Source organism: Melittangium boletus DSM 14713 (assembly GCF_002305855.1).
GTDB classification, from domain to species: domain Bacteria; phylum Myxococcota; class Myxococcia; order Myxococcales; family Myxococcaceae; genus Cystobacter; species Cystobacter boletus.
In genome coordinates, this window is sequence record NZ_CP022163.1 from 7,616,105 (window position 1) to 7,640,168 (window position 24,064).

18 protein-coding genes are annotated in these 24,064 nt (G+C 70.2%); 15 read left to right on the forward strand and 3 right to left on the reverse strand.

The features are described 5' to 3' along the window. Window positions 1-25 precede the first annotated feature (25 nt). Genes MEBOL_RS31605 through MEBOL_RS31630 form a run of 6 tightly spaced genes read left to right on the forward strand, consistent with a single transcriptional unit; the run spans window position 26 to window position 6,544 of the window. A complete protein-coding gene (locus MEBOL_RS31605; RefSeq protein WP_095980926.1) occupies window positions 26-742 on the forward strand; it encodes a YIP1 family protein in 717 nt (238 codons plus the stop codon). Then, on the forward strand, window positions 739-2,061 hold the full coding sequence (locus MEBOL_RS31610; RefSeq protein ID WP_095980927.1) for a TolC family protein: 1,323 nt from the start codon (window positions 739-741) through the stop codon (window positions 2,059-2,061). The genes MEBOL_RS31605 and MEBOL_RS31610 overlap by 4 nt, the downstream gene beginning before the upstream one ends. Continuing rightward, window positions 2,058-3,314, forward strand: coding sequence for an efflux RND transporter periplasmic adaptor subunit (locus MEBOL_RS31615; RefSeq protein ID WP_095980928.1), 1,257 nt, complete (start codon window positions 2,058-2,060; stop codon window positions 3,312-3,314). Before MEBOL_RS31610 ends, MEBOL_RS31615 begins: the two co-directional genes overlap by 4 nt. Further along, window positions 3,311-4,051 (forward strand): ABC transporter ATP-binding protein, encoded by a 741-nt coding sequence (locus tag MEBOL_RS31620; RefSeq protein WP_095980929.1) that lies wholly within the window; start codon window positions 3,311-3,313, stop codon window positions 4,049-4,051. Before MEBOL_RS31615 ends, MEBOL_RS31620 begins: the two co-directional genes overlap by 4 nt. Beyond that, entirely contained in the window at window positions 4,048-5,280 is a 1,233-nt protein-coding gene (locus MEBOL_RS31625) for an ABC transporter permease (RefSeq protein WP_095980930.1), read from the forward strand. Before MEBOL_RS31620 ends, MEBOL_RS31625 begins: the two co-directional genes overlap by 4 nt. Window positions 5,281-5,314: 34 nt before the next feature. Next, a complete protein-coding gene (locus MEBOL_RS31630; protein ID WP_095983117.1) occupies window positions 5,315-6,544 on the forward strand; it encodes an ABC transporter permease in 1,230 nt (409 codons plus the stop codon). Between the two features lie 28 nt (window positions 6,545-6,572). Here MEBOL_RS31630 and msrA read toward each other — a convergent pair whose 3' ends face one another. Beyond that, window positions 6,573-7,232: a peptide-methionine (S)-S-oxide reductase MsrA gene (msrA, locus tag MEBOL_RS31635; RefSeq protein WP_095980931.1), complete on the reverse strand. Its 660-nt coding sequence runs from the start codon at window positions 7,230-7,232 to the stop codon at window positions 6,573-6,575. Between the two features lie 172 nt (window positions 7,233-7,404). Here msrA and MEBOL_RS31640 point away from each other — a divergent pair, with 172 nt between their 5' ends. Further along, complete coding sequence (locus MEBOL_RS31640; RefSeq protein WP_095980932.1) at window positions 7,405-7,674, forward strand: hypothetical protein; 270 nt, start codon at window positions 7,405-7,407, stop codon at window positions 7,672-7,674. Window positions 7,675-7,686: 12 nt separating this feature from the next. Here MEBOL_RS31640 and MEBOL_RS42405 read toward each other — a convergent pair whose 3' ends face one another. Beyond that, entirely contained in the window at window positions 7,687-8,106 is a 420-nt protein-coding gene (locus tag MEBOL_RS42405) for a hypothetical protein (RefSeq protein ID WP_218920830.1), read from the reverse strand. Window positions 8,107-8,240: 134 nt separating this feature from the next. Between MEBOL_RS42405 and mtgA the strand changes: the two genes are divergently transcribed. The 6 genes from mtgA (at window position 8,241) to MEBOL_RS31675 (ending at window position 19,289) form a co-directional block, all read left to right on the forward strand. Further along, window positions 8,241-9,131: a monofunctional biosynthetic peptidoglycan transglycosylase gene (mtgA, locus tag MEBOL_RS31650; RefSeq protein ID WP_095980933.1), complete on the forward strand. Its 891-nt coding sequence runs from the start codon at window positions 8,241-8,243 to the stop codon at window positions 9,129-9,131. 97 nt (window positions 9,132-9,228) lie between these two features. Then, entirely contained in the window at window positions 9,229-10,134 is a 906-nt protein-coding gene (locus MEBOL_RS31655) for a DUF2135 domain-containing protein (protein ID WP_095980934.1), read from the forward strand. Between the two features lie 15 nt (window positions 10,135-10,149). Continuing rightward, complete coding sequence (locus tag MEBOL_RS31660) at window positions 10,150-10,725, forward strand: DUF1175 family protein (RefSeq protein WP_095980935.1); 576 nt, start codon at window positions 10,150-10,152, stop codon at window positions 10,723-10,725. Continuing rightward, window positions 10,722-12,347 carry a hypothetical protein gene (locus MEBOL_RS31665; protein WP_179956328.1) on the forward strand — a complete coding sequence of 542 codons (1,626 nt, stop codon included), beginning with the start codon at window positions 10,722-10,724 and terminating at the stop codon, window positions 12,345-12,347. Before MEBOL_RS31660 ends, MEBOL_RS31665 begins: the two co-directional genes overlap by 4 nt. Then, on the forward strand, window positions 12,344-17,062 hold the full coding sequence (locus MEBOL_RS31670; protein ID WP_095980937.1) for an alpha-2-macroglobulin family protein: 4,719 nt from the start codon (window positions 12,344-12,346) through the stop codon (window positions 17,060-17,062). The genes MEBOL_RS31665 and MEBOL_RS31670 overlap by 4 nt, the downstream gene beginning before the upstream one ends. A 10-nt stretch (window positions 17,063-17,072) precedes the next feature. Further along, entirely contained in the window at window positions 17,073-19,289 is a 2,217-nt protein-coding gene (locus MEBOL_RS31675) for a SpoIID/LytB domain-containing protein (RefSeq protein ID WP_095983118.1), read from the forward strand. A gap of 36 nt (window positions 19,290-19,325) precedes the next feature. Here MEBOL_RS31675 and MEBOL_RS31680 read toward each other — a convergent pair whose 3' ends face one another. Next, entirely contained in the window at window positions 19,326-20,633 is a 1,308-nt protein-coding gene (locus MEBOL_RS31680) for a pectin acetylesterase-family hydrolase (RefSeq protein WP_095980938.1), read from the reverse strand. A gap of 188 nt (window positions 20,634-20,821) precedes the next feature. On the opposite strand from MEBOL_RS31680, the gene MEBOL_RS41505 reads away from it, so the two are divergent. Both MEBOL_RS41505 and MEBOL_RS31690 read left to right on the forward strand, forming a co-directional pair. Continuing rightward, a complete protein-coding gene (locus tag MEBOL_RS41505) occupies window positions 20,822-21,457 on the forward strand; it encodes a hypothetical protein (RefSeq protein WP_157823785.1) in 636 nt (211 codons plus the stop codon). A gap of 328 nt (window positions 21,458-21,785) precedes the next feature. Further along, complete coding sequence (locus MEBOL_RS31690; RefSeq protein ID WP_095980940.1) at window positions 21,786-24,053, forward strand: M4 family metallopeptidase; 2,268 nt, start codon at window positions 21,786-21,788, stop codon at window positions 24,051-24,053. Window positions 24,054-24,064 lie beyond the last annotated feature (11 nt).

Genomic DNA, 24,064 nt, shown 5'->3' on the forward strand with positions numbered 1-24,064 from the left:
TGCCGCCCTGGTGGCCCACCTCCCTATGATCTCCTTCGTTCAACCCACCCGAGTGCTCCTCGACCCGATCGAGGCGACGCGCACCGCGGTCGAGGCCCGCCGTTGGCTCTGGCCCCTGCTGCTCCTCGTCGTCTGTGTGTCCGCGTCCGGAACGGCCTTTTCCCTCCGTTGGAACGCGGCTCCCGCGGTGGTGCGGCAGTTGCAGTCAGCGGGAGGCCTGGAGCGGATGACCGAGAGCGAGCTCTCGGAGGAGATCCAGAACGCCTCGCGCAAGGCGCTGGTGGCGGGAATCGCCAAGGGCGTGTTGTTGATGCCGCTGATGACGCTGGCCCTGGCGGCGGCGCTGTGGCTGTGTGCGTGGCTGTTCGACCGCTCGGCCTCGTTCGGCCAGCTCTGGTCGGCGGCGGCGCTGGCGATGCTGCCCATCGCGCTCTACCACCTCATCTTCGCTGTCTGCGCCTTCGCCCAGCCTTCCCTGTCCGAGGCGCGGGTGCAGGACCTGGTGCCCTCGAGTCTGGCGGTGGTGCAGGGGTTGTCGCCCAAGCTGGAGCGGGTGTTCCGGGCGGTGGACTTCTTCAACCTCTGGAGCGTGGGGTTGCTCGGCCTGGGGTTCTCCGCGGCCACGGGGATGAGCCGGGGCCGGGCGGTGCTGCTGTTCACGGTCCTCTATATCGCCTTCGCCGGAGTGTTCTTCGTGGGCCTGCCGGGCATCGCGGCCGCCAAGGCGGGAGGTGGGGCATGAACGCGTTCGTGTTCGCGGCGGTGCTCGCCGCCACGCCCATCGACCTGGAGCAGGCACGGGCCCTCAGCCGGGAGAACACCCAGTCCCTGGTGGCCCTGCTCGAGGCGTCCAGCGCCGGGCAGGACGTGCGCACCGCGCGCTCGTCCCTGCTGCCCCAGCTGCGCTTCTCCGCGAGCGCGGCGGGCGAGTACAACGGCCCCCAGCGCTACTTCACGGTGGTTCCCCTGCCGGATGGCACCTTCCAGCGGCAGGTGATCGACGTCCCCTCGTCCTCGAACGCCAACTTCAGCCTGGGCCTGACGCTCACGCAGCTCATCTATGACCGCTCCGTCTGGGCGCGGCTGGAGCAGAGCGGTGCCCAGTTCGAGGTGCAGCGGGGCCAGGCGACCGAGCAGCGGGATGCCTCGGAGCTGGAGGGCATCCAGCGCTTCTTCGCGCTCTACCGCACCCAGGCCACCATCCAGGTGCTGGAGGCCAACGTCCAACGCAGTGAGCAGCAGCTGGAGCGGGCCCGGGCGCTCTTCCAGGCGGGACGGGTGGGCAAGGCGGAGGAATTGTCCGCGCAGGTGAACCTCGGCAACGATCGCATCGCCGTGGTGACGCGGCAGTCCCAGCTCGCGGCCAACCAGGTCCAGCTCGCCACGTGGCTGGCGATGCCGGGCGCCGAGGTGGTGTCGGCGGTGGACCCCGGCGTGCTGCGGCGGGAGCCCGAGTCCGCGCCCGTCCTGACGGAGGCGCTCGAGCAGGCGCGCACCCACCGGCCCCTCCTGGTGGCGCTGCGGCAGCAGTTGCGCGCGGCCGAGCTGCAGGAGCGCATCGCCCACGCGGGCTATCTGCCCCGGCTGTCCTTCCAGGCCCAGTACCAGCGCTTCGGTCCCAACGCGGACGTCGTCTACCTCCAGCCCCAGTTGCAGAACTCGGTGAATGGTGCCCTCTCGCTCTCGTGGGATCTCTTCAACGGCCTGTCCACGCAGGCGGCCACGCGCAAGGCGGAGTTCCAGAGCAAGGTGGCCGAGCTGAACCTGCGGCAGGCGGAGCGGGATCTCGAGGGCGCGGTGCGCCAGGCGCACGCGACCGTGGAGGCACAGATCCTCGCCACGCAACTCGCGGAGGCCAACCGCAAGGCCGCGGCCGATGCCCTGTCGCTCGCCACGGAGCGCTTCAACGCGGGGGTCAGCTCGACGCTGGAGGTGCGCGACGCGCAGCTCAAGCTCACGCAGTCGGAGCTCACGCTGCTGGAGAATCGGATTGACGTGGAACTCGCCCGCTTCGCGCTGATGCGGGCCATGGGAACGCTGGACTCGGGAGAGACCCAATGAAGTGGTGGAAGACGGTCATCGCAGGCGGTCTGTTCGTCGGTGCGGCGGCCATCACCGTGGGGGGGTTGAAGGACCGGCCGCCGCCCACGGTGGAGGTGCAGATGACGAAGGCGCGCAAGGGCACCATCACCCGCACCATCACCGGCGCGGGCAAGGTGCAGTCGGCCACGACGGTGAAGATCTCCTCCAACCTCTCCGGGGATTTGATGGAGCTGTCGGTCAAGGAGGGCATGCCGGTGAAGAAGGGGCAGGTGCTCGGCCGCATCGACCGGCGCCGGTACGAGGCCGGCGTGAAGCAGGCCCTGGCGGCCCAGAACGCGGCGCGCTCGGACGCGCAGGTGACCCAGGTGGAGGCGGCTCGCGCGGAGGCGGACCTGGCGCGCGTGATGGAGCTGGGACGCAAGGAGCTGGCGTCCGCGGCCGAGGTGGACCAGGCCAAGGCGGCCCGGGACTCGGCGGCGGGCCGGCTGGCCGCGGCCCAGCAGCGCCTGGCCCAGGCCTCCGCCGTGTACGAGGAGCAGCAGAGCAACCTCGAGAAGACGACGTTCCTGTCGCCCATCGACGGCACCGTCATCGAGGTGGCGCACGAGGTGGGTGAGCGCGTGCGCGGCTCGGACCTCTCCGAGGACGTGGTGATGACCATCGCGGCGCTCAACGTCATGCAGGTGAAGTTCGAGGTGGGCGAGCACGAGGTGGTGCACCTCAAGCCCGGCCAGCCGGCGGAGATCTCCGTGGATGCGCTCGAGGGTGAGACGTACGTGGGCGAGGTGGTGGAGATCGCCCAGCAGGCGCTCATCAAGAATCCGGGCACGGAGGCGGAGGTGACGAGCTTCCCGGTGACGGTGGCGCTGAGCACGCGGCCCGCCCGGGTGCTGCCGGGCATGAGCGCCGAGGCGCGCATCTCCGCGGAGACGCACAACGACACGGTGCTCGTGCCCATCCAGGCGGTGACGGTGCGGCCGGAGAAGACGCTGCCGGACTACAAGCCGCCGGTGGAGGGCGGGGGCTTGTCGGCGCCCCGTCGCGCGGAGTCGCTGGCCAAGGTGGTCTTCGTGGTGGACGCGGACAACAAGGCGCAGGCGCGCCGGGTGCGCACGGGCATCGCCTCGGACGCGGACCTGGAGATCCTCGAGGGCATCCAGGAGGGGGATCGCGTGGTGGAGGGGCCCTACCGCACGCTGTCCAAGGAGCTCAAGTCGGGAGACCTCGTGCGTGAGCCGCAGCAGGATGCCCCGGGCGGGACCAAGTCGTGAGTGATTCCCGGCTCATCGACGTGCGGGACGTCACGCGCGTCTTCCACGTGGGCGGCGAGGAAGTGCGCGCGCTGCGCGGCGTGTCCTTCGGCATTGGCCGGGGCGAGTGGGTGGCCATCATCGGCCAGTCCGGCTCGGGCAAGAGCACGCTCATGAACGTGCTGGGCTGCCTGGATACGCCCTCGAGTGGCAGCTACCTGCTCAACGGCAAGGACGTGTCCCACATGGTGGACGACGAGCTGGCCGTGGTGCGCAACGAGGAGATCGGCTTCATCTTCCAGACGTTCCAGTTGCTGCCGCGGGAGACGGCGCTGGCCAACGTGGAGCTGCCCCTGGTGTACCGGGGCCTGGGCCTCAAGGAGCGGCGCGAGCGCGCGCGGGCGGCCCTGGCCAAGGTGCACCTGGAGCACCGCATGCACCACAAGCCCAACGAGCTGTCCGGCGGTCAGCGCCAGCGCGTGGCCATCGCCCGGGCGCTCGTGGCCCAGCCCTCCATGCTCCTGGCCGACGAGCCCACGGGCAACCTGGACTCGGCCACGGGCGAGGAGATCGTCCGCTTGTTCGAGGAGCTGCACCGCGCGGGCAACACGCTGGTGCTCGTCACGCACGAGCCGAAGCTGGCGGCGCGCTGTCCTCGCGCCATCCGCATCAGTGACGGGGAGATCGTCGCGGACGGGCCCGGGCGTGAAGTGGCCCTGGGCGATGGCGCCCATGGCCTGGCCGCGGGGGGCACATGAGCCGGGCGGTTCGCGTGGATGTGCTGGAGGGGGCGCGCATCGCGCTCTTCTCGTTGGGGGCCAACCGCATGCGCACGGTGCTCACCACGGTGGGCATCGGCATTGGCGTGGCCACGCTGCTGGCCATCGTCGGCATCATCCAGGGGCTCAACGTCTCCTTCGAGAAGCAGCTCGCCTCGATGGGCACCAACACCCTCTACGTCTCCAAGTTCCCCTGGGTGATGATGGGCGACTGGTGGCTGTACCGCAATCGCAAGAACTTCACCCTGAACCAGGTGGAGCAGATCCGCGCGCAGTCCACGTACCTGTCCGGAATCGCGCCCACGGTGGGCCGCACCGGGGACGTGGCCTTCAACGGCGAGCAGCTGTCCGCCGTGGACATCACCGGCACCACGCACGAGTACTTCTCCATCGCCTCGTTCCAGGTGACCGCGGGCCGGCCCCTCACCGAGGCGGATGACGCCGTGACCCGTCCGGTGGCGGTGCTCGGGGCCTCCGTGGCGTCCAGTCTCTTCCCGGGGCTCAATCCCGTGGGCCGCACCCTCCGCATCGACGGCAAGCCCTTCCAGGTGGTGGGCACGGTCGCGCCCAAGGGCAAGCTGATGGGCCGGGATCAGGACCTGGTCGTGTTCGTGCCCTTCAAGACGTTCTATTCGTCCTTCGGCAAGAGCCGGGGCTTCAGCATGGCCATCTCCATCACGCGCACCGAGGACCTGCGCAAGGCGGAGGATCAACTGGTGGGCATCCTGCGGCGCGTGCGGGGCACTCCGCCGGGCGCCCCGGACGACTTCTCCATCAACCGTCCGGAGATGCTCGCCCAGACGTACCAGCAGCTCACGGGCGCGCTCTATGGCGTGGCGGTGGGCGTGGGCTTCATCACCTTGCTGGTGGGCGGCATCGGCATCATGAACATCATGTTGGTGTCGGTGCGCGAGCGCACCCGGGAGATCGGCATCCGGCGCGCGCTCGGGGCGCGCAAGCGCACCATCGTGTTGCAGTTCCTCATGGAGGCCTCCTCCGTGTCCGCGCTGGGCGGCCTGATGGGGACGATCGTGGGCCTGGGCACGGCCAAGGTGCTCTCGCTCATCACGCCCCTGGCCGCGGACGTGCAATGGACCACGGTGGCGGGTGGCGTGGGGTTCGCCGCGGTGGTGGGCCTGCTGTTCGGCATCTGGCCGGCGGCGCGTGCCGCGAACCTGGATCCCGTGGAAGCCCTTCGCTACGAGTGAGCACCCGCCCATGATCCGACGCTTTCAATCCAACCTGCTCGCGGCGCTGGACAACCTCCGGCTCGCGATGGGGACCTTCCTGGGCAACCCCCTGCGCACCCTGCTCACGCTGCTGGGCATCGTCATCGGGGTGACGACGGTCATCGCCATGATGGCCCTCATCGAGGGGCTGCGCATCAAGGTGAACAAGGACCTGTCCTACCTGGGCGCCAACACCTTCCAGGTGAGCAAGTGGCCCTCGGGCTTCGGCCGGTTCGACTGGCGCAAGTACGCCCGGCGCCAGAAGCTCACGCTCGAGGACGCGCGCGCCATCCTGGAGACCTGTCCCTCGGTGGGCCAGGTGTCCGGGGCGGATGACGTCGGGGGGCAGCGGATCTCCACCGCGACCCTGGAGACGCGCCCGACGGTGAGCGTCACCGGCGCCACCGCCCAGTACATCGACACGAGTGGCGGCACCGTCGCCGCGGGACGCTTCTTCGGGGAGATGGACCAGGAGGATGGGCGTCAGGTCGCGGTGCTGGGCATGGACGTGGTGGACGCGCTCTTTCCCGGCTCCAATCCCATCGGCCAGGAGATTCGCATCAAGGGCCGGCCCTTCACCGTGGTGGGGTTGCTGCAGCGGCGTGGCAGCTTCCTGGGCATGGTGAGCATGGACAACGAGGTCATCATCCCGCTGCGCGCCTACGGGGTGCTCTTCGGCACGGGAGGCTCGTTGCAACTGGCGGTGCAGGCCACCTCGCCCGAGCTGCTGAGCAAGGCGCAGGAAGAGGTCTCCTTCCTGTTGCGCCGCCGGCGCGACGTGGCGCCGCTCGAGCCCAATGACTTCGAGGTGTCCACCAACGAGTCGATGACCGAGACCTTCAACAGCCTCTCCCAGGTCATCACCATCGCCAGCTTCGGCGTGTGCCTGCTGTCGCTCGTGGTGGGCGGCATCGGCATCCTCAACATCATGTTGGTGTCGGTGACGGAGCGCACCAAGGAGATCGGCATCCGCAAGGCCCTGGGCGCGCGCAAGGGGCGCATCCTCGGCCAGTTCGCCACCGAGGCGGTGCTCATGGCGCTGCTGGGGGGCGCGCTCGGGGTGGTGCTCGGCTACGGGCTGGCCTTCCTCGCGCGGTGGATGCTGGGCTTCAACACCGTGGTGCCCCCCTGGGCGGTGGCCCTGTCGTTGGGCATGAGCTCCGGCGTGGGCCTCGTCTTCGGCATCTACCCCGCGGCACGCGCCGCGAGGTTGGATCCGGTGGAGGCCATGCGCACGGAGTAGGGGGCGGCGAGGGCACCGCCCCCGTGCGTCACGACGCGGTGGTGAGGCCCACGGGGCAGCTCACGCCGGTGCCCCCGAGGCCGCAGTACCCGTTCGGGTTCTTGGCCAGGTACTGCTGGTGGTAGTCCTCGGCGTAGTAGTACTCGGGCGCCTGGCGCACTTCCGTGGTGATGGCCCCGTAGCCCGCCGCGGTGAGCCCCTTCTGGAAGGCGTCGCGCGAGGCCTCCGCCTGCTGACGCTGCGCCTCGGTGGTCCAGTAGATGGCCGAGCGGTACTGGGTGCCCACGTCGTTGCCCTGGCGCATGCCCTGCGTCGGATCGTGGTTCTCCCAGAAGACCTTCAGGAGCGTCTCGAAGGAGACCTTCCGGGGGTCGTACACCACGCGGACGACCTCGGTGTGCCCGGTGCGGCCGGAGCACACCTCCTCGTAGGTGGGGTTGGGCGTGGAGCCGCCCGCGTAGCCCACGGACGTGGAGTACACGCCGGGCACCTGCCAGAACTTGCGCTCGGCGCCCCAGAAACAGCCCAGGCCAAACTCCGCCTGCTCCAGGCCCTCGGGGAAGGGGGCCTCCAGGTGGGCGCCGTTGACGTAGTGCTTCGGGGGGACCGCCATCCGGGTGGAACGGCCCGGCAGGGCCTCCTCCGGCGTCGGCAGCTTCTGCTTATTGGGATTGAGGATCCGCCACATGGGGCGGAATCTAACGCGGCCCCCGGGCGCGCGCCGGGAATGTGCTCGCTTCCAGCCCAGGCGGGGGGCCCTTCCTACCTGTCAGGTTGGGACGCGCGCCTCTTCTTTTTTCGGGGGGGACGTTGTCGCGGGAGCAACGCGGGACGGCCGCCTGCGCTAGACTGGTGTCCCGATGACGGCCCCCGCCCCCGAGTCCCCCGAGCCGGTCCCCGATGAGCGTCCCCGGCTCCTCATCAACGGGGAGCCCGTACGTCCCGAGGATCTGAATCGGGCCCTGCCCGAGTCGGTCCAGCGGCGGCTGGATGTGAAGGCGGCCGAGGCTCCGCGTGGGACGCCCCGGCGTGGGAAACGCAGGCGGGCCTCGTCTCCCTCTCTGAATCCCTGGCTCCTGCTCGGGGGCCTGGGTCTGGCCGCCCTGGCCGTGTGGCGCCTGCTTCAGTAGACCCGGGCGGACTCAGGGCGCCGATTCGCAGCCACAGCCACAGTCGTCGCTGAAGAAGTTCGTCTTGTCCGCGTGCTGCTCGTCAGTGGGCGGCGGGCAGACGAAGCGCACGAGCGCGCACCGCTCGGGATCCTTGGACACGTAGTAGCGGCGGGGATCCTCGCAGCGCGAGCCCTGGGTGTCTTCCTGACAGATGCCCATGCAGTCGCGTCCGCCCTGCTTGGGATCGCAATCGTCCGAGGGGTCATCCACGCAGACCAGGGGCTCGGGGCAGGGCAGGCCCGCGAAACCGCCGCACTGCTGGTGCTTCTGGACGTTCTCCCTCTGGGCGCCCGAGGCGGACTGGGCCTCCGCGCTCCGGGTCGCACAGGCGCCCGCTCCCAACGCCATTCCCACGATCACCACCGCGCGAAACATCGAATGCATGGACATGAACCCCTCCTGGGTTGGCTCGGGAAGTTCGGCCTCCCGGCTGCTTCATGGAAGAGGGCGGACGGGTAGGCAAGGGCCCGGAGGGACGGTTCATTTGGCCACCTCCGGGCTTCGGGGTAGAGGGAACGTTCGCTATGGGCACCCGGACGATCAAGTTGAAGCAGGGGAACACGGGCAAGACGAAGCAACCGTCGGCCAAATCAGGCAAGACGGCGACGAAGGGAAAGGTGTCCTCGGGGGGCAGCGGGTGGGTGCGCCGCGTCCTGATGGGGCTCTTCCTGCTGCTCGTGGTGTTCGTGTCCTACGAGTACACACGCCTGCCGGACGCGGCGCCGTTGCTCAAGGAGAACCCCAAGACGACGGCGCTCATCGAGCAACGGGCCGAGGAGGCGCGCGAGGAAGGGCACAAGCCCCGGCGCAGGCAGTCCTGGGTGGGCCTGTCCAACGTGTCCAAGCCCGCCATCGACGCGGTGCTCCTCTCCGAGGACGCGAGCTTCTACCTCCACGAGGGCGTGGACACGAAGGAGCTGGAGAACGCGCTGCAAGAGGCGATTCGCCAGGGGAAGCTGGGCCGGGGCGCGTCCACGCTCACCCAGCAGCTCGCCAAGAACCTGTGGCTGTCGACGGACCGCAGTCTGTTGCGCAAGGCCAAGGAGCTGGTGCTCACGCGCCGCCTGGAAGAGTCCTTGCCGAAGAACCGCATTCTTTCGCTGTATCTGAACGTCGTGGAGTGGGGCAACGGCGTGTACGGAATCGAGGCGGGCGCGCGCGAGCACTTCGGGATTCCCGCTTCACAGCTCTCGGCGGCGCAAGGGGCCATCCTCGCGTCGATGCTGCCCGCGCCCCGCAAGCGCTCGGTGAGCTCGGGCTCCCGGGCGCTCAAGAAGCGGGCGCATTGGATCATCGATCAGATGCAGGCGGTGCGGCGGTTGAGCGCGGAGCAGGCCCGGGCCGCGCATGCGGAGATCGATCAGATTCTTGAAGGCCGAAAGGGCGAGACGGCCGAGGACGACGAGGGAAGCTAAATGAGGCGGGCCCTCACGGGGAGGGCTCAAGCTTCTTGAAACGTGGCGGCGACCTGCCGCAGGCTGTGCGCTTCCCTCCACCAGGACGCGCCTTCCGATGCTGCCTGTACTGCTGGCCGCGCTGCTCTCCCAGGCTCCGACTCCCGCCGCCCATCCCCGCCAGCAAGGCGTGCCCATTGGCAAGGGCAAGACGCCGCCCACGGTGCGCCTGTCCGCGCCCTCGGGCGGTTGGACGGTGGACCGGATGTTGCTCGTGGAGGGCACGGTCAGCGACACCACCATTGATCCCGTGGTGCTCTCCATCAACGGCGACCGCTACCTGATGCGCACCTTCAACGGGCGCTTCCAGCGCAAGTTCCCCGCCGCGAGCGGCAAGAACGTCGTCACCGTCATGGCCACCAACCAGGGCGGCACCACACGCGCCCAGGCCACCAGCTACGCGCGGATTCCCACCGTGCCGCTCAAGGCCATCCTCACCAGCGACACCGAGGGGGTCTACACGGACCTGCACATCTACGAGCCCACGAAGGACAGCGTCACCCCGGGCGAGGGCGGGGCGCCCTCCACGCTCGACGTGCAGAAGATGGCCCATGTCTATTGGGCCAACACCGAGAGCCCCAGCGGCGGCACCTTCTTTCTGAACGCGCAGGGCGAGACGTCCTTCGATGATCCGGCCTACGGGCCCTACCTCTACATCCATCGCGCGCCGCCCCGGGGCCTGTACCTCATCGCCACCAACTACTGGCCCAGCGGCGACAAGGCCCACACCGTGGCCACGCTCAACGTGGTGCTCTACGAGGGCACGCCCCAGGAAACGCGCCGCATGGTGCGCATCCCGCTCGCCACGCCTGGTACCACGCGGGTGCTCGCCTGGGTGAACGTGCTCGGCGACGGCAAGGCCGAGGTGTACGTGCCCGCGCAGGATCCCACCCCCAAGGGGGCCTCCTGGCCCGGCAACCTGGACGCCGCCGTCAAGGGGCTTGGCAGCGGCTCGGACTACTGAGCCCCCCGGCGCGCCATGCATTCGCTTCTGCTCGTTCTCCTGCTCCAGGCCGCTCCCGCGAGCCCGCCGCCCGAGTCGCCGCTGCGGCGGGAAGTGGCGCGGCTGGCGCTCGCCCAGGTGCGCCAGATGGATCCCGACTGGCAGCCCGAGCAGCGGGACTGCGCGGGCCTCGTGCGCTTCGTCTTCCGGGGGGCCTACCGCGTGTGGCGGCCCGAGCGGCTGGCCACGCCCCTGTGGCGGGGGACGCGGGGCGAGCCCAGTCACTTCGCGGACGCGGAGACGCTGCTCGCCCACAGCTTCGCGCCGCTCGGCCGCGACGAGGCCGCGCGCGAGTCCCTGCGCACCGGTGACCTGGTGGCCTTCCGCCAGGAGCGCGACGCGGGGCCCCTGTTCCATCTGATGCTCGTGGTGCGCCCGGAGGACAAGGCGCATGCGCCCGCGCGCGTCGTCTACCACCCGGGCGAGAAGGGGGCCGCGGTGCGCACCGGCCTCCTGCCCTCGCTCCTCACCGAGGCGCCCCTGGAGTGGCGCCCGGTGCCCCAGAACACCGCCTTCCTCGGCTTCTTCCGCTTCAAGGAGTGGACACGATGAACCCTCCCTCTTCTCCGCCGGGCACACCGCCCCCGGCGCCGCCTCCTCCCGGAAAGGGTCCCTCCCGGGCCCTGCTCGTGGGCGGAGGCGCCGCCGTCCTCGTCGGGGTGGCCGCCGCCGCCTTCTTCCTCGGCCGGGGCTCCTCCTCGCCGCCGTCCCCCGGAACGGGGACGTCCCAGGGTCCGGCCTCCGGGGCTTCCGCCTCCTCCACCCAGGCGCCGCCCCTCCAGGCCCTGCCTCCCGTCTCCTCCACGCCCCAGGCGATGGACGTGCCCGGCGAGGCGGTGCGTCCGGCGTTCTGGTTGGACGTGTACACGCCCGGCAAGGTGCGTGACGCGCTCGCGGGCAACGCCTGGGTGAAGGAGCAGCTGCGGAAACCCCTGGGCAAGGGCTTCGTGGGTGGATGGGCCGCGATGCTCGGCACCCGGGGCGAGGACCTGGGCGGAAGCTTCAAGGGCGCGATGTTCGACGTGATGAGTGGGCAGCTGCTGTCCGCGCCCTTCCGGATGGTGTGGTTCTCCGGAAACCCGCGCACGGGCACGCCCGCCATCATCATTCCCCAGCCGGGCAACACCGCCATGGCCTCCTTCGACTCATTGAATGGCGTCGTGCGCCGCAACGTCTTGGAGGCCTCGTCGTGTCCGGGCGGGCAGGGCGAGGTGCCCTCCGAGGGCTTCACGTTGCAGCGCTGGCTCGTGGCCGAGCAGTCGCTGTGGGCGGCGCGCACCGATGAGCGGATGGTGTTCGGCCGGACCTCGGCGGTGGTGCTCCAGGGGTTGTGCGAGCCCCGCCTGGAGCTGGAGCCGCCCCAGGGCGTCGACGTGGAGCTGGGCTTCGCGCCGGAAGCGCTCGGCCGCGAGGCGCAGTTGCTCACGCACGTGATGGGAGTGGCCCAGGGCACCCGCCTGCAGTTCGCCGCCGAGGGCAACCGGCTGGTGGCGCGGGGCATCACCGGGCCCGTGGTGGACGAGCCCCGGCTGGACAGCGCGCCCCTGTCGGACGACCTGCTCAAGCTCGTGCCCGAGGAGACGCCCGTGCTGCTCACGCTCCAGCTCAAGCTGCCGGAGCAACTCGATACGAGCACCCTCCAGGCGTACTGGTCGGGCAATGGCTTTCAGGGCAACGTGCGCACGCGCCAGGTGGCGCTGGCCTGGACGCCCCGGGGAGACCCCTCGCTGCCCACCGAGGTGGCCCTGCTGTGGGGCCGTCCCGAGGACGCGGCGGCGCTCGGTCAGATCTTCTCCGGCCCCAACAAGATGGAGACCGCGACGGTGTGTGGCCACCACGTGCTGGCCTCCACCCCCGCCGTGCTCGCGCGGCTGCGCAAGGCGTGCGAGGGCCAGTCGCCCAACCTGCTCAACGCCGCGGGGCCCGTGGTGCAGGGCCTGCGCGCCCAGGGCTCCATCGCCTTCGGTCTGCACATGGGCCGGCTGCTGGGCGGACTGGTGGCGGATGGCTACGCGTCGAGAGTGACTCCGGATGCGGATGGCAAGCCGAAGCCCCCGCCGGTGGCTCCGCCGGAAATCGAAGCCGCGAGACGTGACTTGGAAGCGCTGCCGTACATCGGCCTGCGTGGCACCGTGGATGGAAACCGGCTGGTTCCGGGAGGGTTTGGTTCATGAGGTTCTCCACTCGCATCGCGGCGCTGGCCGCGCTCGTCTTCGCCGGGGTGGCCTCGGCCAAGCCGCTCTACATCACCGTCCCCCGTGCCTACGGCAGCTCCGAGCCGGTGGGCGTGGACGTGGCCTTCGAGAGCAAGGGGCCCGTGGAGCTGCGGGTGCTCAAGCCCGCCAACACCGATGCCTTCATCCGCGCCCAGGGGGACATCCGCCGCGCGTACGAGACGCCGCCCGTGTTGGCCAACCCCGGCAACGCGCTCAGCCGGGGCCTCAACGCCGTGCGTCCTCCGGGCTCCTTCCTGCTCTACGCCCTGGGCACTCAGTTCCGCGACGCGGTGGCTCCGGGGTTGCCCCAGCGGCCGCCGCCTCCTCCGGGCCGGGCGCTGGCCCGCGTGTCCGAGGGCATGGCGAAGCTGGTGGGCGTGCCCACGGGTTTCTCCGTGGTGCGCAGCCAGTGGTTGAACCTGGACCTGGGCGGCTCGGATCGCGAGTTCAACGTCCCGGGCTTCGACACCTTCGGCTACGACAGTGGCTACCAGGAGCGGCACCTCGAGCTCGCCCCCCTGCCGGCCGGTACCTACATCCTGCAGATCGTCCAGGGCCAGGTGGAGGGGCAGGTGGTGCTGGTCGTCACGGACCTCACCGTGCAGCTCAAGCAGACGGATGGGCAGGTGCTGGTGCGCGTGGCGGGACGGGATCAGAAGCCCCGCGCGGGCGCCGAGGTGCGGGTGTACCTGCCCACGGGCAAGGGCCCCACGGGCACCACGGACGCCCAGGGCGAGGTGACGCTCGCCGTCCAGGAGCCGCGCCTCATCGCCACGGCCTCCGTCGGCGAGGACACCGCGCTCGTGGACACGGACTTCTACTCGTCGCTCGCGGTGGCGCCGGACGTGTTCATCTACAGCGATAGGCCCGTGTACAAGCCGGGGGACGAGGTGAAGTTCCGCGGGCTCGTGCGTCAGCCGGACAGCTACCTGGCGCGCCTGTTCACCCCCCGGCGGCGCGAGGTGTCGGTGAAGCTCGTGTCGGCCGAGGGCCGCGAGGTGCGCACCCAGGCGAAGGTGGACGAGTTCGGCGCCTTCAACGGCGGCATGAAGGTGCCCGAGGACCTGGGCACGGGCGTGCTGCGCGTGCTGGCGGAGCTGGACACCCAGCCGCACCAGGGCGAGGCGCGCGTGCAGGACTACGTGAAGCCCACGTTCTACCTGGAGCTGCGGCCGGAGAAGGAGACGGTGGTGCCGGGCGAGACGCTGCACGCCACGGTGCGGGCGCGGCGCTACGCGGGCGGTGTGCCGGTGGGCACGCGCTACGAGGTGTTCCTCTACCGCTCGCTCCTGGATTCACCGGCCTGGGTGGATGACGCGGGCATGGGCGGGCAGGGCAGCGCGGTGACGTACGGCAGCGCCTCCACCACGGAGGGCGCGCTGAGCGTGCCCGAGCGCCTGTTCTCCACGGTGGCCGAGCGCGAGGCGTCCGAGGACCCCTGGGCGAGCGCTCCGGTGTTCGACGAGGAGGGCAACGCGGTGATCGACATCCCGGTCCCCGCGCTCAAGGAAGGCGAGGAGCGCCTGCCCTACCGCTACACGCTCACGGTGCGCGCGCGGGATGATCAGAAGACGTTCGCCAACGCGAGCGCCGCCTTCTTCCTGTCCAAGGTGGAGGTGCTGGGCACGGCGCGCTTCTCGGCGGCGGTGGTGAAGAAGGGCGCGGAGGCCACGCTGAGCATTCGCGCCAGCACCCTGTCCGGCAAGGCCTACGGCGCCACGAAGGGCGAGGTGGAGTTCGTCCTGCGCCGGGCGGATGGCGGCGAGAAGAGCCTGGGCAAGCGGAGCTTCACCACGGCGGCGGACGGCGTGGCGCGCGAGAAGGTGCCCACCTCGGACGTGGGCACGGTGGTGGCGCGCGTCACGGTGAAGGACAAGGGCGGCGAGGCGTGGACGGGCGAGGAGCAGGTGCTCGTCATCGGCGGCGAGGACGAGCCCGTGGCCCAGGTGCCCAACCTGACGCTGGCCGCGCTCGCGGGCACGCTGTCTCCGGGAGACACCGCGCAGCTCGTGGGCCTGCTGCCCCAGGGCTGGGGCCCGGGTGGCAAGGACGCGGGCCCGGTGTGGCTGACGTTCTCGGGCGCGGGCGTGTACGGCACGAAGCTGCTCGAGCTCAAGGGCCGCACGCTCGTGCACGACTTCGAGGTGGAGAAGCGCTTTGGCAGCGCGGTGTACGCCTCGGTGGCGTACCCCACGGCCTCGGGCCGCTGGGAGGAGCGCACCGTGGGCTTCCGCATCGTCCCCACCGAGCGCACGCTCACCGTGTCACTGCAGCCTCGCCGCGCCGAGGCCACGCCCCTCACCGAGCAGGTCATCGACATCCGGGTGACGGACCACGAGGGCCGGGGTCTGGTGTCCCAGCTCTCCGTGGGCGTGGTGGACAAGGCCGTCTACGCCATCCAGAACGAGTTCCGCCCGACGGTGCTCGACTTCTTCTACCCGCCGGGCCGCGACAACGTGGCCACCTTCTTCTCCGCCGAGTTCCAGGGCTACGGCTATGGCGAGGCCCTGGCGCGCAAGATGGCGGGGCTGCCCGACCATGCCTTCGCCTCCATCAAGCCCCCCACGCGCCAGGCGAGGGACTTGGATCGGGACACGGCCTTCTGGAGTCCCACCGTCGTCACGGACCGAGACGGCCGGGCCACGGTGCGCTTCAAGCTGCCCTCCAACCAGACGCTCTGGGTGGTGACGGGCGTGGCGGCGGACACCTCGGGCCGCTTCGGCGAGGGCACCGCGGAGTTCGCCACCCGGGGCGGGCTCAACCTGTACGCGGCGCTGCCGCGATTCCTCCGCCAGGGGGATGAAGCGCTCGCGTCGGTGCGCTTGTCGGCGGGCGAGGCGTCCACGGCCGAGCAGCGCCTGAACGTGCGGCTCGCGGCGGCGGGCGTGCTCGAGCCGGCCGAGGACAAGCGCGAGGTGACGCTCGCCCAGGGCGGCGAGCAGGTGTTGCCCCTCACCTTGAAGGCGAAGGGGTCGGGCGTGGCTTCCCTGGCGGTGGAGGTGACGGGCGGCAAGGAGCCGCTGCGTGACCGGCGCTCGGTGGAGGTGCGGCCCGGCGTGCTGGAGGAGCCGGTGAAGGTGTCGCACTGGGGAGGGGGGGCGCTGTCCCTGCCCGTGGCGGCGAGCGCGAGCGTGTCCGGCGTGGAGCTGGTGCTCCAGCCGTCGCTGGTGGACGCGGCGCTCTCCAACGTGCGCGAGCTGCTCTCCTACCCGTACGGGTGCCTGGAGCAGCTCGTGTCCACCACGGTGCCCAACGTGGCGCTGTACCAGACGCTCAAGAAGTCCGGCTCGCTGGAGGCGTTGGATCCCGACAGCCAGGCGCTGCTCGCCGAGGCGCGCAGCCGCGCGGTGCAGGGCATGGCGCGCATCCTGGACCTGTCCGTCAAGGGCGGCGGCTTCACCTGGTTCGGTGGCTACAGCACCGCCGACGTGCCCATGACGCTCATCGCCCTGGACGGGCTCGCGTACGCGGTGGAGGCGGGGCTCGTGGATCGCAACGACACGCGCATCACCGAGGGCCTGCGCTGGCTGGAGGCCCAGGAGGGGCTGCCCTTCGAGTGGGACGCCACGCGGGCGTGGGTGCTCGCGCGCCTGGACGGCGGACGGCAGGCGGCCCGGGTGCGCGCGCTGGTGCAGTCGGCGCCGCCGGGAGACCTCTATCCGCTGGCGCTGGCGGTGCTCGCGGCGGAGAAGGCGGACGTGATGAAGGAGCCCGCGCTCAAGGGCCGCATCGACGAGCTGGTGGCCCGGAGCAACGAGGGCTTCGTCACGCTGGCGAACCTGCCCGCGCCGAGCGAGGCCCTGTGGCGCTATCCGCTGCGCCGGGTGGGCCTCACCGCCATCCTCGGCCACGCGGCGTCCTTCGGGAAGATGGACGTGGACAAGGCGCGCCGGCGGCTCCTGGAGGCGCTCAGCGAGCCCGGCTTGTCCACCTTCGATCGGAGCACGGCGCTCCTGCACTCGCAGTGGCTCATCGAGCGCGACGCGAAGGAGTTCAAGAAGCTCGCGCCGCCAGAGGTGACGGGGGCCAAGGGGCAGGTGCGCTTCGTCCCGCGGGGCATGGGCCTGGTGGCGGTGCTGGCGCCGGGCACGCGCGAGGTCCAGGTGGCCGACTTCCAGGGCGTGGCGAGCCTCCGGGGCACGTCCGCCACGCCGCTCGCGGACGTGAAGCCCATGGCCGAGGGCATGAGCCTCGCGCGGCGCTACTGGGTGCTGCGCGAGGGCGGCAAGGTGCCGCTCGAGACGGGCACCAGCCTGAGCCAGGGCGAGCACGTGTACGTGGAGCTGACGTTGGACGCGCGGGGCGACAACCGCAACCGCTCGGCCTACTACGTGGTGGAGGACGCGGTGCCGGCGGGCTTCGTGCCCCTGATCGAGGACAAGGAGTTCCGCGGCCCACCGCACGCCCTGCCGCTCGCGCCCGAGGCCCTCAAGCGCCGCTCGCTGAGTCCCGAGCGCGCCACGTTCTTCTTCGAGGAGCCGACCTGGTGGAGCGACAGCGCGCGCACGGTGGGCTACGTGATGCGGGCGCAGTTCGCCGGGTCGTTCTCCGCGCCTCCCGCCGTCATCGAGGACATGTACGTCCCGAGCATTCGCGGGCGCACGGGGGCGGACGTGTTGAAGGTGGTGGCGTCGCAGAAGGACGCGAGCGGCGTCGGCCAGGGCGGTTGGTGAGCGGGTGGTGATGGGGTGGGCCGCCGTGACGGCCGTGCTGTTCGCGGCCACCCCCGTCTTCCTCACCCGGGGCGACGTGACGCCCGAGGCGGGGCTGCGCGCCGAGGCCGAAGCCGCCTGGCGGGCCCTGGAGTCCCGCTACGTGGCCGAGGCGGGAGGTGCCCCCGCCCGGGCCCCGGCCACCATCTCCCTGCGGCGGGGCGAGGGGCTGTTGCCCTCGCGCAACGGGCAGGGACAGCCGGGCGTGGTGGAGCTGCGGCAGGGCTCGCCCGGGGTGCTGGATGCGCGGCTGCGCGTGGCGCTGCGGCACGAGTTGGCGCACCAGTTGCTGTGGTGGGCGTGTCCGGCCTCCTCGGAGGATCGGCTCTTCCACGAGTCCTTCGCGCTGGCGGTGAGCGGCGAGCTGGCCGAGTGGCGGGAGGCGCCCTACCTGTCGTTGACGAACGCCGCGGTGGAGCTGGCGCGTGCTCCCAACGTGGACACGCCCCGGGCGAGACGCGCCCTGGCGCGGGTGCTGAACGAGGACGCGGGCTTCCCGAGCGCCCTGACGCGGCGGTTGCGCCAGTGCCAGCAGGGCACGCGCTGGACGGTGCCGATGTCCGTGGAGGAACTGGCCGGAGTGGGCGCGCGGGCCGCCGCGTCCGCCACGGTGGTGCTCAGCCGCCACTCGGGCGAGGTGTTGCTCTCCGAGGGAGAGGTGCGCACGGCGATGCCTTATGGCTCGACGCTCAAGCCCTTCGTGGTGGCGGGGAGCACCGCGCCGCCGCCCGTGCTCTCCGCGAGGAAGGGCCCGGTGGAATGGGCCTGTGGTGAGGGCTTCCCCGAGCGCATGGACGTGAAGGCGGCGCTCCTGCGCTCGTGCAATGGCTACTTCCTGGACTGGGAGGGGCAGGGGAGCGCGCCGAGGGGCTTCGGGGCCTGGGGCGCGGTGCTCTCGGCGGTGGGCTTGTCGAGCGCGCCCCTGGACATGGCGGATGCCATCGGTCTGCGCGCGAACCTCCGCCTCTCCGCCTGGGGCCTGGCGCAGGCGTACCGGTTGCTGGCGGAGGCGCGGCCGGACCTGCTCGCGGTGCTCGCGGACAACGCCTCGCGGGGGACGCTGTCCGAACTGCCCGCGTCGAAGGACTACGCGGGCGTGGCGGCGAAGACAGGCACGGTGCGGGACGCGGAGAGCCGGCCGGTGCTCGGGTGGATCGTCGCGGTGGACGCGGATGTGGTGGCGGTGCTGGCGCGGCCGGGGAAGACGCCGCGCGCCTTCGCCCACGAAGTGCCCGAGGTGTTGGCCCGGGTGCGGAGCAAGCGCGGGGGATTGGACGCCGCGCGCGTGCAGGTGCTGGGTCTGCTGTCGCCGGGCGCCATCGAGGCGCGTTGCCGGGGCGCGGGCTTCTTCCTGGAGGGAGGCACGCCCCATGTTCTTCCCGGAGACTTCACGAAGCTGGAACCCCTCGTGGAGAAGGGGGCGGCGGTCTGTCTGGGAAGCCCCTGGCGGGTGCGCTTCCCCGAGGTACCCGAGGGCCGCGACTACGCGGGCGTCTTCACGAAGTCCCCGCCGCCGCCCTATGCGCCGCCTCCGGGCGTCCCCACGAGTCCCACGGCGCTCAAGGCCAGACGGGGCTCGGACTTCCTCTTCCGCACCACGCGCCTGCAATACACGGCCGGAGGGGTGACGGCGGAAGACGCGGGGTTGAAGGGGGAGGCGAGGGTGGCGCTGGCGCGGGTGGTGGCGCACAACGAGCGGCACGCCGACAGCCGCCACCCGGGCCGTCCCGTCTGCGACACGACGCACTGCCAGGCCTTCCGGGGCACCGTGCGCGTGTCACCCGAGGACGAGCGGGCACTCCGGGCGCCCGCCCTGCGCTGGCGCCGATGGCTGCCCTTCTCCCAGGGGGGAGACGCGCCCTGGAGGCAGGCGCGTCCGCGCGCCCAGGTGGAAGCGCTCCTGGGCCGGGGCGTGACGTCGCTGCGCTTCTCGGAGGGGCGCGTGCACTACCTGCGCACGAAGCACGAGGGCGGCGCCGTGTACGACGCGCCGGAATCCCTGCCGTGCGAGGTGTTGCGCTCGGCGTTGAAGCTTCCCGCGTGCCCCCGGACGGCGGTCCTCGAGGACGCGCGCGTGTCGTTCCAGGGCCAGGGCCAGGGACATGGAGAAGGCCTCGACGTGGAGGCGGCGAAGGCCCGGGGCTGGAGTCAGGAGCGCCTGTTGGAAGACGCCTACGGCTCCCCGTGAAGACACCCCGGGTCCTTCGGTTCAACTCCGCTCGACTCAGCCGCCGATGGCGCCGTTGATGAGCGGCGCGAGCACCTGCATGCCCGGATCCTCGGCGTTGTAGCCGTTCACAGGCTCGTAGACGCGGACGCGCTGGTTCTCATTGATGAAGCGCTGGAGGAAGGTGCTCATCGAGATCATCTCGCTGTTGCACTTGTAGCTCTGCCACGGCTCGGAGGCGTACTCGTACCACTTCTTCTTTTCCATCTTCTGGCAGGCGTGCGCGCCCACGAAGGTGATGATCGTGCTGCAGTGGCTGGCGTTGATCTGCCGCTCGTGCGGGATGAAATAGCTGTAGTTGTTGAACTGGTTCATCTCGGCGACCAGCTTGTCCTGATCCGCCTTCCAGTACGTCAGCACCGACTCCTTGTCATTGGGCGTCAGGAAGCGCTCATAGGAGAAGCGCGAGTAGTTGTAGTCGCGTGAATAGCCCGTGTAGGCGAGCTGATCGTTCGGGAACTCCATGGCGACCATGCGGTTGATGGTGCCCATGTTGTTGCGATCGAAGGACGCCGGGAACTGGTTGAACACCGAGTCCAGGTTCCACGACTGGCGGATCTTGAGGTGCAGGGAGCGCGAGAGATCCTGGGTGCTGGCCGCCGGGAAGATGGGGCCCGAGTCATTCAGGAAATAGCCCCGCGCCGGGTTGATGCCGCGGCGCACGAAGTAATACGAGGCCGAGGTGGCGGTACCGCCCGCGCTGTAGCCGGTGACCAGCAGCTTCTGGACGTTGGGGAACTGCGTCTTGGCGTAGTTGATGGCCGCCGTCGTGTTGGTGTAGCCGGAGTGGTGCCAGCTCAGCGGAGGCTGCTGCCCCGTCTGATCCGGGTAGGTGGCCACGTTGTTGCCCACGTGCACGTCGCCCGTGCAGTAGGGCAGGTAGACGATGTTCCAGTCCTTCGTCGCGATGTCCGTGCGGCTGCGGAAGGGCAGGCCGGGATCGGCTCCGTTCACGATGGGCGAGACATACTTCGCGGTGAACTGCTGCATGTAGTCATCCGCGATGCCATTGGGGTTGGCCGCCCCGATGACGCCCGCGCGCCCACTGCACGTGTCGTAGTCCCAACACGCGCCACCGCCCTCGAAGAAGAACAGCAGGTTCTGCGAGCCCGTGGTGCTGCGGTGGACGAAGAACTTGTATTGCGAGCCATTGCCACACTTCGTGCCCGCCAGCGCGACCTTGTCCCAGTTATAGGTATTGCCGCCATCCACCAGGACGTCGACGATGCCGCCCACGAGGACTTCCGCGCTCGCGGCGACCGGGGCCGCCGCCACCAGAAGACCCAACATCCATTGCTTGCTCATGCTTTGACCTCTCTTGTTGCTCCGGGGGTAAAGGCCGCGGATTCTACATCCTTCCCGGGAAGAACGGAGAGTCGGGAAAGCGTCGAGGTCTTCGGTTGCGGAGCATGCTCCGCGCGAGGTATCTCGGCGGCATGGGCGCCACTCCCCGGTCGACGTCTCTGCGATGGCTCGCCGCGTCAATCCTTGTCATGTTGCTGGCCGTCGCGCTGGGCCTCTTCTGGCGCGAGCCAGACGCGCCGGATGACGCATCTGGACGTGAGGCTCGGACGGCTCCTCCCGTGGCGTCCCAGCTCCCTCCGCCCACGCCCACCGCTCCGTCCGCGCCCCCCTCGCGGCCTCCTGCCCAGACACCCACGGAGCAACCCGCACCAGGTTCACCTGACAACACTCTGGCCGCCGAGGACCCCCCTCAGCACCCGGTGGACCTGGTGAAGCTGCGCGAGGAATTGCCGGACAACCTCTACTGGAAGCTGGGCGCCCCCACGAAGGATCCGAAAGTCCTCCAGCAGCGCGAGGAGGAGACCCGGCGATGGAACGCCCTGCATGGCAAGGTGCTCTCCAACACGGCCACCGAGGAGGAGATCCACCAGTACTACGAGCACCGCCGCGAGGTGTCCGAGGATTTCATCCAATTCGCCAGCCGGGTGCTCGAGGAGTATGGGCCCCGGCTGTCGGAGCAGGAGCGCGGGCTGTATGAGCTGAGCATTCGCATGCACAACACCCGCTTGGAGGAGATGCCCCGGGAGGTCGACGACGCGCTCGCGCGCAAGCAGCGCCAGGATCAGCTCCGCGAGGCCTGGCGGGGGGGTCAGGAGCGCCCCTGAACCAGGAACGGGATAAAGGGCGAAGACTGTTAGACTGGAAAAAGCCGTTGGGGGTCGAACGAGACCTCGATTCCTTGGGAGTGTTTCCGTTCAGGACAGGGAGTGCGGACGAACCCAAGGCCTTGTTTTCGCTGGATGTCCCACAGTGGATGTCAAGGGTCTATACAGAAGCGCGCTCGTGCCCTGCGGCATCCCCGCTCCATCCAGGCTGTCCGGAGAGTGGGGTCTGATTGGACTTCCAATGATTTAGGGGATCGGCACGCATCCTGCTCATTGGCCCGCCCGAGCGCGGTGGCACCCCCGTCACCGCCTAAGCTGGAGGTCCCCCTTGGTTCGTCAACGCATTCTGGCCGCACTCCTCGCCCTGCCGCTCGCGGCGTGCGCGGTGGAAGACTCGGACAAGACTCCGTCAGAGAGCGCGGAGGGCGTGGGCACGTCGTCCACGGCCGACGTGAAGGCCGCGCTGAGCGTCATTCCCGGCGCGCAGGTCGTGGGCGCGCACGCGGACGGCGTGCCCTTCATGGTGCGCGGCGAGTTTGGCTCCACGGGCCAGTCGCTGCGCGGCCTGGCGGCGCGTGACGCGCACACCCGTCTGGGTGAGTCGCTCCAGCGCATCGCCCCCATCTTCCGCCTGAACGCGGCGGACCTGGTGGTGTCCCGCTCCCACGTGGACGAGCGTGGCCATACCCACGTGCGCTATGCGCAGATGAAGAACGGGCTGCCCGTGGTGGGCCACGAACTCGTCGTGCACGTGAACGAGTCCGGTCTCGTCTACGCGGCCAACGGCTCCGCGCGTGACGGGGAGATGGTCTCCAACAAGGCGATGCTCGCCGAGGCCGCGGCCACGAAGTCCGCGCTCGCGGCCACCGAGGGCCGCGAGCTCGCCGCCGAGAGCTCCCGGCTCGTCTACTACCGCTCCGAGGCGGACGGCCTCCTGAAGCTGGCCCACGAGGTGGTGGTGACGGGCGAGGGCGCCGGGCTGCCCATCCGCGACCACGTCTTCGTGAGCGCGCAGGACGGCTCCGTGTTGGGCCGCACCACGGACATCCACACGGCGCTCAACCGCGCGGTGTACAGCGCCAACAATGGCTCCAGCCTGCCCGGCACGCTCAAGCGCTCCGAGGGCGGCGCGGCCACGGGTGACACGCACGTCGACGACAACTACGGCCACCTGGGCACCACCTACAACTGCTACAAGGAGAACTTCGGCCGCGACTCGTTCAACAACGCGGGCGCGCAGCTCAAGAGCACGGTGCACTACAGCACCAGCTACACCAACGCCTTCTGGAACGGCTCGCAGATGGTGTACGGCGACAGCGACGGCGTGGATGCCGGTCCGCTGGGCAAGTCGCTGGACGTGACGGTGCACGAGCTGACGCACGCCGTGACGGAGTATGAGTCCGACCTCACCTACTCCTACGAGTCCGGCGCGCTCAACGAGGGCATCAGCGACATCTTCGCCGCCTACTGCGAGAGCTGGACGAAGGGCTGGTCCATGGACGCGCCCATCTGGATGATCGGCGACGACATCTGGACGCCCGGCGTGCCGAACGACGCCCTGCGCTACATGGGCAACCCCACGCAGGACGGCTCGTCGAAGGACTACTACCCGGAGCGCTACACGGGCGCCTCGGACAACGGCGGCGTGCACTGGAACTCGGGCATCGCCAACCTGGCGTTCAAGCTCCTGTCCACGGGTGGCACGCACCCGCGCGCCAAGACGACCACGAACGTGGCGGGCATCGGCGTGCAGAAGGCCGGCGCCGTCTTCTACAAGGCCAACACGGACTACTTCACGGCCTCCACCACCTTCGCCCAGGCCAAGGCGTACACCGGCCAGGCCGTGGAAGCGCTCGGCTACAGCGCGGCGGACATCGCGTCCGTGGCGGATGCCTGGACGGCGGTGGGCGTGGGCGGCACCACGACGCCTCCCCCGAGCTGCACCTCCAACATCACCCTGACCAACGGCACCGCCATCACGGGCATCTCCGTGGACGCGGGGGCCTGGAGCTGCGTCTACACGCTGGCCGTGCCCGCGGGCGCCACGGGCCTCACGTTCGACATGAGCGGCGGCACGGGTGACGCGGACATGTACGTGAAGTTCGGCTCCGCGCCGACCGACTCGTCCTATGACTGCCGTCCGTACAAGGGTGGCAACGCCGAGAGCTGCCCCATCACCACCGCCTCCGCCGGGACGTACTACGTGAAGATCAAGGGCTACTCGGCCGCCTCGGGTGTGAGCCTTAAGGGCTCGTTCACCGGGGGGAGCCCCGGTGGCGGTGACGTGCTGACCAACGGTGTGGAGACGGCTCCGTTCTCGGGCTCCACGGGCACGTGGTCCTGCTACACGCTCTCCGTGCCGAGCGGGAAGTCCTCGGTGGTCTTCACCCAGGCGGGCAAGACGGGCAACACGGGTGACGCGGACCTGTACGTGCGGTTCGGCTCGAAGCCCACCACCAGCACCTACAACTGCCGTCCGTACAAGAGCGGCAACGCCGAGAGCTGCACCATCAGCAGCCCGTCCGCGGGCACCTGGCACGTGTGCTCGTACGCCTACAGCGCCTTCACCAACGTGACGCTCAAGGGCGCCTACTGACGCACGCGCTG